We start from the raw sequence: 12,957 nt of genomic DNA, 5'->3' as shown, positions 1-12,957 counted from the left end.
GCAGCACGAAGGAGCCGAGCAGGCCGGGCGAGAGGATTCCCGACAGGGACTGAATTTTCGCCAGTTGCGTTCCGGCATTCACATAAACCAGCGTGCCGGCCAGCATCCCGACCTGGCTCACCCAGTAGAAAGTCCGCGTCTTCAGTGGCGTCAGCCCCATCAGCAGGTTGATGACAAAGAAGGGGAAGACGGGAACCAGACGCAGCGTAAAGAGATAAAAACCGCCTTCCCTGTCGACCCCGGAATTGATCGCGCGCAGCCGCTCACCAAAGTGCTGCTGCACCCAGTCGCGCAAAAGAAAACGCGAGGCCAGGAAGGCCAGTGTGGCGCCCACCGACGAGGCAAAGGAAACCAGCAACAATCCCCAGAGCAGGCCGAACACCGCGCCGCCGACCAGGGTCATCACCGCCGCACCGGGGAGCGACAATCCGGTGACGGCGACGTAGGTGACGAAGAAGATCAGCGCCGCCGTCATCGGTTGTGCGGCTCGCCAGGTCTCGATCGCCGCCTGCTGGCTCTTGAAATAGTCGAGGCTCAGAAAGCGCTCGAGTCCGAAACCGAAATAGGCGGTGATCAGCACAATCAGTAGGGCAATCAGCAACAGTCGGGGAGCTTTGTTCATGCCGGTTTTCCAGGTTGCTTGCCGCCATTCGCCTGAGATGACGAGAAGACCAGATCGGGAAGCGAAGAAAGATCGCCTATTTCGCCATCGGGCGTTGCCGGAATCCGCTCTGCGGCTTGTGAAAAACGATTACACCACAGGACGCGGAAGCCGAAGGCCTTAGCCGAAAAGGCATCCCAGCCATTTGACGAAAGGAAGCAGATGTCTGCCGGGGCAAGTTCCAGATGCCGTGTGGCCAAGGCATAGACCGAGGGATGCGGCTTGTAAACGCCGACTTCCTCAACCGACAGGACGGCGTCGAACACCTCGTCTAGGCCGGAATTCCGGACGACTGCTGCGAGCATGGCAGGGGAACCGTTGGAGAGAATGGCCAGTTTCATGCCATCCTCCTTCAATCGGCGCAGCATCCGATCGACTTCCGGATAGGTACTGAGCCGTAAGTAGAGATCCATCAGTCGCTGGCGCAGGCCCGGGCGTTCAAGCTTCAGGGTGGCGAGCGAAAAATCCAGCGCATCGCCGGTCACCTGCCAGAAATCGGCATGATGGCCGGCCAGCCCGCGCAACCAGGTGTACTGTAGTTGCTTCTGGCGCCACAGATCGGCAAGCGCTTGCCAATCATCGCCCAGTTCATCGCGCACGGCGACTGCCGCACTGGTGAAATCGAAGAGGGTGCCGTAAGCGTCGAAAACACAGGCTTTGATGTTGCGAAGACCTTCACTTTGCATGCGGCCACCCTTTCAGTGTTGAATGGCTGGGCACGACTACGCGTGGCAACTGGGCGCTACGGCTGTTTCATCGCCCAATGCACCGCCGCAACTGGAGCCTTGCCCCGCCGTGCACCCATAGCAGTGTTCGGCAACGCGAATCGCATGCCCGTCGAGTGCCTCGGCATTCAGCTCGCTGATGTGCAGTCGCGGGCGGCCGGCTTCGGCAATCGGCAGAGCCAGTTGCTGGTTGAAATCGCAGTCGTAAAGATAGCCCTGCCAATCGACCGAGAGCAGATGCCGGCACATAACATGCTCGATATTCTCGTCGCGGTGGGCGCTGCGCAGGAGCTGCATATAGCTGTTGAACTGGCCTTTGGAGATCAGCATCGAGCCGAAGCGCTGGATCGGCATGTTGGTCAGCGTGAAAAGCTGGTTGAAGACGATGCCGAAATCCTGCCCCAGGCGATCCTTGTAGGCGGCCTCCAGCGGCGCCTGCGGCGGGGGCAGGTTTGGCCCCTGCGGGTTGAAAACGAGGTTCAGGATCAGAGGGCTTCCCGGTGCACCGTAACCGAGGGCATTCAGACGCTTCAGCGCCTTGATGCTGGCCTCGAAGGTTCCATAGCCGCGCTGCCTGTCGACGTTTTCTTCCAGATAGCAGGGCATTGAGGCGACAATTTCGACGCGATGCGCGGCGAGAAAGCCGGCCATCTCCGCAAACCCCGGTTCTTCAAGGATGGTCAGGTTGCAGCGGTCGATGACCTTGAGGCCGCGGCTACGCGCGGCAACAACCAGACGAGCGAAGTTAGGGTTCAACTCCGGCGCGCCACCGGTCAGGTCAAGAACCCTGACCTCGGGACTGGCGGCGATAAAGGCAATCAGCGCCTCGATCGTTTCGCTGCTCATCTCTTCCTTGCGCTGCGGGCCGGCATTGACGTGGCAATGCAGACAGCTCTGGTTGCAGCGATAACCGAGATTGACCTGCAGGATTTCGACAGATCGTCGTTGCAGTGGCGGGAAGTCTGTTTTTACCAGCAGGGGCAGGGTGGCATGCATTGTTGTCGGTCTTTCCGGTTGATCGTATGAAATTGGTCGGATACGGGGCGCATTTCCTTACGATCTACTTGCTGATCGGCGGCTGCCGGGGGTAAGCGCTTCAAGATCAGATCACGTAAAGATTCACATAGTCATTGACTGGAGTGGACAGTAACAGGGAATGATCCAGCGAAATGTCAAGAATCGCCTGTTGCTGCCTGGCTGGGAAACGCCGGGCCAGGTTACTGCGGAATTTGGCTTCGAGCAAAGGAAGGCCCTCGCTGCGGCGGCGCCGGTGACCTATCGGGTACTCGACGAGCACTTCGTCCAGCCTGCTGCCGTCGGTGAATTCGACGCTGAGGCCGTTGGCGATCGAACGCTTTTCCGGGTCATGGTAATCGAGGGTGAATTGGCGCTCCTCGACGCACACCATCTTCTCGCGCAGGACGTCGATGCGCGGGTCGGCGGCTACGCCGTCTTCGTAGTCGGCCGCACCAAGGCGACCGAAGAGCAGCGGCACGGCCAGCATGTACTGGATGCAGTGGTCGCGGTCTGCCGGGTTGTGCAGCGGCCCCGGCTTGTCGATGATGCGCAGGCACGCCTGATGCGTGCGGATGGTGATTTTCCCGATGTCTTCGGCGCTCTTGCCCAGAGCCTTGAGTTGAGCATGAATGCTCATCGCGGCTTCGACGGCTGTCTGGCTATGGAATTCAGCCGGAAAGCTGATCTTGAACAGCACGTTTTCCATTACATAGGAGCCGTACGGCCGCTGGAACCTTAACGGCCGGCCCTTGAACAGCACGTCATAGAAGCCCCAGAGCGGTGCCGTGAGGACGCTGGGGTAGCCCATTTCACCGCTGCTGGCCATCAGCGCCAGGCGCACCGCACGGCTGCTCGCATCGCCGGCGGCCCAGCTCTTGCGGCTGCCGGTATTGGGGGCGTGGCGGTAGGTACGCAGCGGCTGGCCGTCGACCCAGGCCAGCGACACGGCGTTGATGATTCCTTCGCGATTCAGACCGAGCAGGCCGGCGAGCACCGCCGTCGAGGCCACCTTGACCAGCAGCACATGATCCAGACCGACCTCGTTGAATGCATTTTCCAGGGCGATGCAGCCCTGGATCTCGTAGGCCTTGATCAACGCCGTGAGCACATCCCTGATCAGCAGTGGTCGCTTGCCGCTGGCCACGGCGTTGCGCGACAGCCAGTCGGCCACGGCCAGGATGCCGGCCAGATTATCGGAGGGATGCCCCCACTCGGCGGCCAGCCAGGTATCGTTGAAGTCCAGCCAGCGGATCGTGGTGCCGATGTTGAAGGCCGCCTGCACCGGGTCGAGTTCGAAGCGGGTTCCCGGCACCCTGGCGCCGTTGGGCACCAGGGTGCCGGGAACGATGGGGCCGAGAAGTTTCGTGCAGGCCGGATAGTCCAGCGCTTCGAGGCCGCAGCCAAGGGTGTCGATCAAGCTGTGGCACGCCGTTTCGTAGGCCAGCGGCGAGCGGATTTCGTAGTTCAGGACGTAGTCGGCGATATCGAGCAGAACCTGATCGGGTTCGGGGTGGGCAGGGCCTGGGTGTGTGCACATGGAAACCTCTTCGCAGCAGTTAAAGTCATTGTTGCGCCAGCGATACGACGAAATTTGATCGCATCCAGTCCATCAGGCTTGATTCCGGCAGATCCTTGCCGCGCGCTCTGGGCAAGAAATTCCGCGCATCCGACGCAGGTTTTGACTGAAAACAGAAGTCGAAACCATCGCTTCAATTGCCACGGCACCAATTAGGGCGCAAACTGTACGCTTTCCAAAGCACCGTGGGGATACCCAGATGAACGCATCCATTCTAAAATTTCTGAGAGCCAACGGCGAGCAACTCGATGCCGACATCTCACAGGCGCTCGACATCCCGATGGCCCAGTTGAAAACCCTGGTCGCGCAACTCTCGGCGTCAGGCGACGTGATTTGCTGCAAGGTAACGCGTTTCATCGAGGGCAGGAAGATCGAAGGCATCAGTTGCCGCTTGTCCTGCGACTTGCCGGCCCCCGCACGCGGGCGCAAACCCGGCGTCAAAAAAGACCCCAACGCAGACCTCAAGTATCCGGAATAAGCGAGTTTCAGACGGATCAGTTGTCACAAGAAAAGGGCAGGGAATTCCCGATAGCCTGGTTTCACTCCAGACCTCTTCTATTGGAGGCGTGCGCGATAGCGCGGTGAGCACAGGGGGTGGCACTTGAGTTTGCAGTTTTACCCGACAGGTTTTTCTTGATCATGATGGTCAGCTGAGTATATATATATAATAACCAATTTATACATTGAGTTAATTAAAATTGTTAATGTTATTTCTTGAATATTTCATGGACAGCACAGCATGAATCTGCTGATCAGTCCTGTTGAAAGACATGGAAAAAGATTCACCAAGAAAAAACAGTGATCCGGATTTTCCGGTGGACGAACACAGTTCGCGAGGAATTTGTTTTCCGCAATCTGATGCACAATGCAGACTCCGAACTTACGGGATTGTTGGAGAACTTGGCTCAGGTGGCGAAGAACGCCTAGACAGGTCGGGGCTGCTCAGCGAAACAAAGTCAACGCCGCGATCCGCCGATCGATCTCGGCCATCGTCTTCTTGTACTCCGCGCCGCCTATGCCACCGTACCGGCGCTTGAATTCGGCGTCCTGCATGAATTCGGGCAGGTCCTTCACTTCGGGAAGTAGGTCGGTCGCGCTGAAGCGTCCCGCCGCCGCACGCTGCACTTTTTGCGCGCCGCCCGGATTCATCGTGGCAAGTTCACCGAACCTGACACCGGCGCGATCGGCGGCGATGTCGTTGAACGAAAAGCCGCTGCCGCCCTGCGAATCATCGACTTCCTTGTACAGGCCGACGGCATCCGAGAGCGGGCTGCCGGCGCTGGCGGCGATGGCGGCCGAGATCGAGTAGTGTTGCGCGAAGTCGTGCCGCCCGGCCAGCGTGACGTTGCGCGCTACAGGCTTGGGCCAGTCCCTTGCCGCCGGGATCACTGCGGCGAGTCCCTTGCCGTTGACGAAGAACGCCAGGGCGATGATGGCGGCTCGATTCTCGGCCGCTGCATCGCCGCCACGCTCCGCGGCCAGGCGCATCAGCGCACGTAGCACCTCATCCATCGGCAGCCCGGCCTTGCCGCCTGTTGTGCTCATCTGAGCAATGCGTGTCTGGTAGGCCTTGAGCCGTACCTCGTCCTCGCTCGACACCAGCACGCCCCTGATCGCTTCGGGCAGGCGCTCGCTCCATTCGTACTCGACCAGCAATGTGCCGCCGCGCATTGATACACGCTTGATCGCATCTGCCGCCGCGCCAACCGCGGTCTCGGATTGAGCATTTTCTAGGGCCTGTCGCATCAAGTAATCGGCGATGAAACCGGGCACCGGCAGCCGGCCAATTCTGAGGCTTTCGATCCGCGGCAGACCCGCTGTTTCAGTCAGGGCAGCATCGATGTTCACGAAACCGCCGACAGGGTTCGCCGGCAAAGTGAAGCTCGCCCGCACGCTCGCACCGCCATCCTGCAACACTACACTGGCGCTGCCCCTGGCGTAGCGATTGACGAGATAGTTGGCGGCGAGATCCAGGTCTTCATTGCCGATCAGGATGCTGCGCAGCACCCCCGGTCGCATGCGCCGCGGGTCGTTGCGCTCGATAATGCGCTTGGCGCGAGCGATGTTCTCCGGCTTGATCTCGGTCGAGCGCGTCAGCAGCGGCAGGCGATCGACTGCCAGGAAGGCGGCGCCGACCAGAGCGACGGGTAAGCCAATCGTCAGCATCACCAGGATGATCGCAAAAAACTTCAATGAAAAGCGCATTTGATGTTCTACCCTGTTACCGTTGCCACCGCTTCACCCAGTTGGACATGAGTGCGGTGTACCCACAGGTTGATTCCCTGCAAGGTGCAAAGCAACAGGCGGCCGTTGCCCACGGGTACGACGGCTGAAATGTCCATTAGCACGCTACGGGGGTGGGCGGTCATTTCGTCGTCGCCTTGCAGCTCGTTAAGCTTGGCCGGGTCGCCGTCGGGCGCCCAGCGTTGGGTGAGGGTTTCGAGATTGAAGCGCGCATCCGGGTCGGCATTAACGGTGAAGGCCAGTATATCCCAAGAGCCTTCGGGGAGTATGGCTGACGCCTGGTGCCGCAGTCAATCGACGATTTCTGGCCGGCATGCGTCACGCATTTCATAAGGCCCCCCGAATTGCACCCCAGGTATTGCCTGATGCCCCGTAGAGTGCCCCCAGCCACAAGCGCAAGCTTGCCGCCTGGCAAGCGTGCACTGTAACTTATTGATCCGCTTCACTCTTCTTCTGCCGGTGCCGGGCCGCCTTGGCCATAAGCTGCGCCGTTACCGGTGCGGTGATGAACAGAAAGAGCACGATGGCTGCCTCGTGCAGGCTGACGCCTGGCCCGGTCAGCGAGAAGTAAATCGCCGAAGCCAGCAGCAGGGCGCCGACGCCGAGTGTAGTCGCCTTGGTCGGCGCATGCAGGCGCATCAGAAAATCCGGCAGGCGCGCCAGACCGACTGATCCCAGCAGAACGAACAGGGCACCGAAGACGATCAGTGAGGACACCAGAAATTCGCTGAATGCGTTCATTCGATTAGGTCTCCGCGCAGCAGATACTTGCACAGGGCAACGGTACCGACAAAACCCAGGATCGCCAGCAACAGCGCCAGCTCGAAGTAGGTGTTGCTGTCGGTATGCAGGCCATAGAGCACGAGCAAGGCAATGGCGTTGATGCTCAGCGTATCGAGCGCCAGGATGCGGTCGACAATGTCGGGGCCGCGCAACAGCCGGCTGAAGCTCAGCATCATGGCCACGCCGATCAGGACAAAACCGATTTCGATGGCCCGTATCAGCATGCAAAGATCTCCTTGATCGCCGCTTCGTAACGGCCTTTGACTTCATCGATCAGCGCCTGCGGATCGGGCGCGTCGAGCGCGTGCACGAGCAGCACCCAGTTTTTCTGGTCAACGTCGATCGATACCGTGCCGGGCGTCAGCGAAACGATGCTGCCGACCAGCGTCGCCAGGAAGGGGTCGCGCAGGTCGAGCGGAATCTCGACCAGGGCCGGAGAGAGTCGGTCAGACGGCCCGATAACGCGCCAGGCGACGCCCCAGTTGGCAACGACGATATCCAGCGCAAACACACCGAGAAAGCGCAGTGCCCGTAGCGGATTGACCAGACGCGGCGCCTGGGGCCAGAAGGGGAGCGTCAGGCGGGGAATGATCACTGCCAGCAACAACCCAAGCAGCAACAGGCCAAACGACCCGGCATTGGTAATGGCGATCCACAGCAGCAAGACCGTGAGCGAAAGAACGGGACGCGGGATCAATTGTTTGAGCATGACGTCCTACCCCCTTCTCTGTCGCTGAATCGTCGCCGGATCGTTTCCGAGAACGCCGTGGATGTAGGCGCGGGTGTCGTGAAGCTGCGCTGCAGTGCGTTGGGCATAGCCGGACAGTGGCTGTGCGAAGACCGCCAGCAAAGGGCCGGCGGCAATCAGGCACAGCATTGCGCCGAGGCGGCGCCAGCCGCCAGCGGCTGCGGGCAGGGCTGCGGAGGAGGTGCCAGCCGGCCCGTTTTCCCAGATCAGCATGCTGCCTGCGCGCGCCAGCGCCATCGTCACCAGAAATGCAGCGAGCAGCAGAATCGTCCAGATGGCGACTCCGGCCTCGACGCCGCGCAGGGTATTCAGCAGCATCAGCTTACCGAGAAAGCCCGAGAACGGCGGCAGGCCGGCCAGCGTCATCGCCAGAACGATGAAAGCGATCCCACTCCAGGCCGGCAAGCGTTTTGCACCCGTGCTGAAGGTATCGCCAGCCGCACCGCGTTGTTCGCCGATGAGTTCTGCGAGCAGGAAGCTGGCGGCGCCGGCGAAGCTCGAGTGCGCCAGATAGAACAGCCCGGCCGCGCTGATGTCGGCACTGGCCTGCGCCGGAACGAGCAGCAAGGTACCGGCAGAGAGCAGCACCAGCCACGCCGAGAGCGTCTTCATGTCTTTGGCGGCGAGCGCACCGAGCACGGCAAACAGCACCGTGGTCAGCGCCAGCGCGGTCAGCCAGCCGTAAAGCAGATCAGGATACGCAGGATAGATGGCGATGACCTGAAGACGCAACAGGGAGACGATGCCGACTTTGGTCATGATGGCAAACAGTGCGGCCACCGGCGCCGGCGCGGCGGCATAGGTATGCGGTAGCCAGAACGAAAGCGGCAGCAGCGCCGCCTTGAGGAAAAATACGGCACAGAGCAGGGCCAGCGCCAGCCGTGCTCCGTTATGATGGATTCCCGACTGACTCAGCCGATACGCCACATCGGCCAGATTCAGCGTTCCCAGCGTAGCGTAAAGCAGGCCGAGGGCGATCAGGAACAGGCTCGACCCGAGCAGGTTGAGAACGACGTAGGCGATCCCGGCGCGCGTCCTCGCCAGACCGCCGGTCTGCGCCAGCAGGGCGTAGGAGGCGAGCAGCATGATCTCGAAAAAGACGAACAGGTTGAACAGATCGCCGGTCAGGAAGGCGCCGTTCAACCCGAGCAACTGCAACTGGAAAAGCGGATGGAAGAAACGGCCCTCGGCGTCGAAGCCGCTACTCGCGTAGAGCACGCCGCACAGGCCGAGCAGGGCGGTCAGCAGCGTCATGGCGGCGGCCAGACGATCAACCACGAGCACGATGCCGAAAGGTGCCGCCCAGTCGCCGAGGGCGTAAACGCGCAGGATGCCGTCATCGGCCAGGAGCGTCAGCCAGGCTGTGGCGACAACGCCTAGCAGGCTGGCGAGCAGGCCGACGGCACGCTGAAACGGCAGGTGTGGCTGAAGCAATAGCAGCAGCGCGGCGAGCAAGGGAATCAGGATGGGCAGGATCGGCGCGTGCTGGCTCATGACCTGTCTTCCTCTTCGCGCGCGTCGACGTGATCGTCGCCTGATTCCGAGAGGGCACGCAGCGCCAGCATGGCCAGGTAGGCGGTCATGCCGAAACCGATGACGATTGCCGTCAGGATCAGCGCCTGCGGCAGCGGGTCGGTATAGCGGGCGCCGGCGGCAATCAGCGGCGGCGCGTCGATGATCAGGCGTCCGCTGGCAAACAGGAACAGATTGACGGCATAGGAAAGCAGGGTGAGGCCGAGAATGACCGGGAAGGTGCGCTCACGCAGCACGAGAGAGACGCCGCAGGTGGTGAGCAGGCCGATGGCCAGGGCGACCAGCTGTTCCATCAGTCCGCCTCGCCTTTCTTCAGCGTGCGCAGCGACAGACGCCCGAGTTCGGAAAGCACCGTCAGCACCACGGTAACGACCACCACATAGACGCCGAGATCGAAGACCATCGCGGAGGCCAGCTCGACGTCGCCAATCCATGGCAGAGGCACGTGACCGTGCGCGCTGGTCAGGAACGGGCGACCATAGAACAGGCTGGCCAGTCCGATGCCGGCAGCGAGGAACAGCCCGAGCGCGAGCAGGCGCGGCGGGTGGCGCGGCATCAGCGGCTGCGTGAAGGCGATGCCATTGGCCAGATACTGCATGACCAGCGCAACGCCGGTGATCAGCCCGGCGACAAAACCGCCGCCCGGAACGTTGTGGCCGCGCAAGTAGATGAAGACCGAGACGGTAATTGCCAGCGGCAGCAGCGGGCGCATCATCATCGAGAGAAACAGCGGATGGGCTTCAGCCGACCACCGGCGTCCGTCGCCATCGCGCTCGGGCGCCTTCAGCACCAGCCCGCCAAGCAGGACGTGGGCGGCCAGAGCCACCGTGGCCAGCACGGTGATTTCGCCGAGTGTATCGAAACCACGGAAATCGACCAGGATGACGTTGACCACATTGGCACCGCCACCGCCTGGCACCGAATGTTCGAGATAGTAGCCGGAGATGGTTTCAAAGGGCGTGCCGAGCATCTGCCAACTGACCCATCCGAGGCCGCCACCGGCGCCCAGGGCGAGCAGCAGGTCGCGCAGCTTGCGGGTGATTGTGGTTGCCGGCGTGCATTTTTTGTGCGGCAGGTAGTAAAGCACGAGCAGCATCAAGAGGATGGTTCCCGCTTCGACGGCCAGTTGCGTCAAGGCCAGATCGGGTGCCGAGAAGCGCACGAAGGTTAATGAAACGACCAGACCAACGATGCTGACCAGCACAATCGCCAGCAGGCGCTGACGATGCAGGACGGTGGCGCCGAGAGCAGCGAGCGCGAGGGCGGCGAAAGCCAGCAGCGCCGAAACGTCGGCCGGGTGGGTATGACGCACAAGGACTTCGCCCGCTACCGGCCACCCGGCCCAGGCGCCAAGCAGCAGGACAAAGCCGATCAACAGCGCGCTGTAGCGTTGCAGCGAGCCGTTATCGATACGCGCCACGAGCTGCCCGGCGAGGCGCGAGAGGGCATGGTAAAAGCGCTCGAAGATGAGCAGCGGCTGTCGGTGCGACCGGCGTTCATACCAGGCGAACAGCGGCGCGCGCAACGCATAAATGAGGACACCGCCGCCGAGCGCCAGCAGGCTCATGACGAAAGGCTGGTTGAATCCATGCCAGATCGCCAGCGTGTAGGCCGGTTGCGGCCCTTGCAGTGTGGCGCTGGCCGCCGCAGCGAGAATGCGTGCGACGCTCCATTCCGGGAAAATGCCGAGCAGCAGGCACAGCGCGACCAGCACCTTGATCGGCGCGCGCATCCAGCGCGGCGGTTCGTGCGGTGTTCGCGGCAGATCGATCGGCTCGCCGTTGAAGAAAACATCGTGGATGAAACGCGACGAGTAGGCCACCGCCAGCATGCCGGCGACGGTGGCAAACATGGGCAGCAGCCAGCTTATCTGCGCGAAAACCGGGTGGCCGACGGTCTCGGCAAAAAACATCTCCTTGCTCAGGAAGCCGTTCAGCAGCGGTACGCCGGCCATCGAGCCGGCGGCGACGATGGCCAGCGTCGCCGTGATCGGCATGTAGCGGAACATGCCGTTGACGCGGCGCATGTCGCGCGTCCCGCATTCGTGGTCGACAACACCGGCAGCCATGAACAGCGAGGCTTTGAAAATGGCGTGATTGATGATGTGAAAAACGCCGGCAACCACCGTCAACGGGGTATCCAGCCCGAACAGCAGGGTAATCAGCCCGAGCTGGCTGATCGTCGAGTAGGCCAGCAGCCCCTTGATGTCGTGGCGAAACAGTGCAACCGATGCCGCATAGACCAGCGTCAGCGCACCGGTACCGCTGACCAGCCAGAACCACAGGTCGCTTCCGGCCAGCGCCGGGTACAGACGGGCGAGCAGGAAAACGCCGGCCTTGACCATGGTCGCCGAATGCAGGTAGGCCGATACCGGCGTCGGCGCGGCCATGGCGTTGGGTAGCCAGAAATGGAAGGGGAACTGCGCCGACTTGGTGAAGGCACCGAGCAGGATCAGGATCAGTGTCGGCGCGTAGAGTTCGTGTGCGCGGATGCGCTCACCGGCCTGCAGCACCGCCGACAGATCGTAGCTGCCGACAATGTTGCCGAGCAGCAGGATGCCGGCCAGCAGCGCCAGCCCGCCACCACCGGTCACGGCGAGTGCCATGCGGGCGCCAATCCGGGCGGCGTGATGTTGGTGACCGTAGGCCACCAGCAGGAATGACGAGAGGCTGGTGATTTCCCAGAAGATGAGCAGCAGAATCAGGTTTTCAGAGAGAACGACGCCGAGCATGGCGGACATGAACAGCAGCAGCAGCGAGTAAAAACGTCCTAGAGCGTCAGTTACCGGCAGGTAGTAGTAGGCGTAGAGGACGACCAGCAGGCCGATACCGGGAATCAGCAAACAGAAGAGCAGGCCGAGTCCGTCAAGGCGCAGGCTCAAATCCAGACCATAGGCCGGCAGCCAGGCCAGGCGCGCCAGTTCGACGTGCCCCGCTAGCGTTGGCGCAACCAGCGGGGCGAGCACGATCAGGCAGGCCGCCATCACCGCCGCTGCCGCCAGCGCGGCGTAGCCACGCCCCCAACGCTGCATCAGCAGTGGCAGCGGGCTGGCCACCAAGGGCACGGCCAGGAGGGCAAAGAGAAGGACGCTGCTGTTCAAGTGAGCGTGATCCGGGAGTCCTGAAGTCGTCAAGTCGCGAAGATAATACCGAGGGCTTGATTATAACCACGAGCCGGATACGAACACGCCGCTGCCAAATGAGTGTGAAAAAATGGCGATCATGGTGCGGCAAAGCCGCCGCTGATGTTCAAACCCGATTCAGTATGTCTTGCAGGGCAAATTCCCCTGGCACATTCCCGTAGGTCGGGTTAGCGCTAGCGTAACCCGACGCTTCGCTTACGTCGGGTTTTCCCACGAGGCCAACCCACCAGAGGGACGCTATCGCTTACCCGGCCTGGAAATTAAGGCGCCCTGCAGACTGCGAAGGTCACCGCCAGGAGGGTAAGGAACTGAAAGCTGATATTTAGTGTCTGACCGAAAACCCCGTTTTTTGTCGAGCGCTCCGCCTTGCAGTTCTCATTAGTCATGGATTTTGTCGCTCATTCCACGTCGCGCTGTCCGGTTTGTTTCGATCAACGGCAATTATATACATTTAGCATATCAGTCAAGTAAAGCATTCCGAAGACTGCCAGATCACGTTATGAGACAGGGTCGCGGTGCCCTATGCTG

13 protein-coding genes are annotated in these 12,957 nt (G+C 61.4%); 1 reads left to right on the top strand and 12 read right to left on the bottom strand.

All coding sequences use genetic code 11. The features are described from left to right. The 4 genes from JNM42_RS08215 to JNM42_RS08200 form a co-directional block, all read right to left on the bottom strand. Window positions 1-622 (bottom strand): TVP38/TMEM64 family protein (locus JNM42_RS08215; protein ID WP_294268204.1); only part of this gene is annotated, 622 nt, incomplete at its 3' end. Continuing rightward, window positions 619-1,347, bottom strand: coding sequence for a haloacid dehalogenase type II (locus JNM42_RS08210; protein WP_294268203.1), 729 nt, complete (start codon window positions 1,345-1,347; stop codon window positions 619-621). The genes JNM42_RS08215 and JNM42_RS08210, both read right to left, overlap by 4 nt. Before the next feature lie 36 nt (window positions 1,348-1,383). Next, the gene (gene arsS, locus JNM42_RS08205; protein WP_294268202.1) at window positions 1,384-2,382 is read right to left on the bottom strand and encodes an arsenosugar biosynthesis radical SAM (seleno)protein ArsS; all 999 of its coding nucleotides are present in this window, start codon (window positions 2,380-2,382) and stop codon (window positions 1,384-1,386) included. A 106-nt stretch (window positions 2,383-2,488) separates the two neighbouring features. Further along, window positions 2,489-3,940, bottom strand: coding sequence for a bifunctional 2-methylcitrate dehydratase/aconitate hydratase (locus tag JNM42_RS08200; protein ID WP_294268201.1), 1,452 nt, complete (start codon window positions 3,938-3,940; stop codon window positions 2,489-2,491). A gap of 238 nt (window positions 3,941-4,178) precedes the next feature. Here JNM42_RS08200 and JNM42_RS08195 point away from each other — a divergent pair, with 238 nt between their 5' ends. After that, the gene (locus JNM42_RS08195) at window positions 4,179-4,457 is read left to right on the top strand and encodes a hypothetical protein (protein ID WP_294261091.1); all 279 of its coding nucleotides are present in this window, start codon (window positions 4,179-4,181) and stop codon (window positions 4,455-4,457) included. Window positions 4,458-4,921: 464 nt separating this feature from the next. Here JNM42_RS08195 and JNM42_RS08190 read toward each other — a convergent pair whose 3' ends face one another. The 8 genes from JNM42_RS08190 to JNM42_RS08155 all read right to left on the bottom strand — a co-directional run bounded on the left by JNM42_RS08190 (window position 4,922) and on the right by JNM42_RS08155 (window position 12,387). Beyond that, window positions 4,922-6,184, bottom strand: coding sequence for a hypothetical protein (locus JNM42_RS08190; RefSeq protein ID WP_294268200.1), 1,263 nt, complete (start codon window positions 6,182-6,184; stop codon window positions 4,922-4,924). 8 nt (window positions 6,185-6,192) lie between these two features. After that, window positions 6,193-6,465 carry a YjbQ family protein gene (locus JNM42_RS08185; RefSeq protein ID WP_294268205.1) on the bottom strand — a complete coding sequence of 91 codons (273 nt, stop codon included), beginning with the start codon at window positions 6,463-6,465 and terminating at the stop codon, window positions 6,193-6,195. A 187-nt stretch (window positions 6,466-6,652) separates the two neighbouring features. Then, complete coding sequence (locus tag JNM42_RS08180; protein ID WP_294268199.1) at window positions 6,653-6,964, bottom strand: Na+/H+ antiporter subunit G; 312 nt, start codon at window positions 6,962-6,964, stop codon at window positions 6,653-6,655. Further along, complete coding sequence (locus JNM42_RS08175; protein WP_294268198.1) at window positions 6,961-7,230, bottom strand: K+/H+ antiporter subunit F; 270 nt, start codon at window positions 7,228-7,230, stop codon at window positions 6,961-6,963. The genes JNM42_RS08180 and JNM42_RS08175 overlap by 4 nt, the downstream gene beginning before the upstream one ends. Then, complete coding sequence (locus JNM42_RS08170; protein ID WP_294268197.1) at window positions 7,224-7,715, bottom strand: Na+/H+ antiporter subunit E; 492 nt, start codon at window positions 7,713-7,715, stop codon at window positions 7,224-7,226. The genes JNM42_RS08175 and JNM42_RS08170 overlap by 7 nt, the downstream gene beginning before the upstream one ends. Window positions 7,716-7,721: 6 nt before the next feature. Next, window positions 7,722-9,248, bottom strand: a complete 1,527-nt coding sequence (locus tag JNM42_RS08165; RefSeq protein WP_294268196.1) for a monovalent cation/H+ antiporter subunit D — start codon at window positions 9,246-9,248, stop codon at window positions 7,722-7,724. Continuing rightward, window positions 9,245-9,580 carry a Na+/H+ antiporter subunit C gene (locus tag JNM42_RS08160; protein WP_294268195.1) on the bottom strand — a complete coding sequence of 112 codons (336 nt, stop codon included), beginning with the start codon at window positions 9,578-9,580 and terminating at the stop codon, window positions 9,245-9,247. The genes JNM42_RS08165 and JNM42_RS08160 overlap by 4 nt, the downstream gene beginning before the upstream one ends. After that, window positions 9,580-12,387 carry a monovalent cation/H+ antiporter subunit A gene (locus tag JNM42_RS08155; RefSeq protein WP_294268194.1) on the bottom strand — a complete coding sequence of 936 codons (2,808 nt, stop codon included), beginning with the start codon at window positions 12,385-12,387 and terminating at the stop codon, window positions 9,580-9,582. Before JNM42_RS08155 ends, JNM42_RS08160 begins: the two co-directional genes overlap by 1 nt. Window positions 12,388-12,957: the final 570 nt, after the last annotated feature.

The sequence above is a fragment of the Propionivibrio sp. genome (assembly GCF_016790145.1).
Taxonomy (GTDB): domain Bacteria; phylum Pseudomonadota; class Gammaproteobacteria; order Burkholderiales; family Rhodocyclaceae; genus Propionivibrio.
The sequence above is the reverse complement of the archived record's forward strand: the minus strand, read 5'-3'. Positions and strand labels throughout refer to the sequence as shown.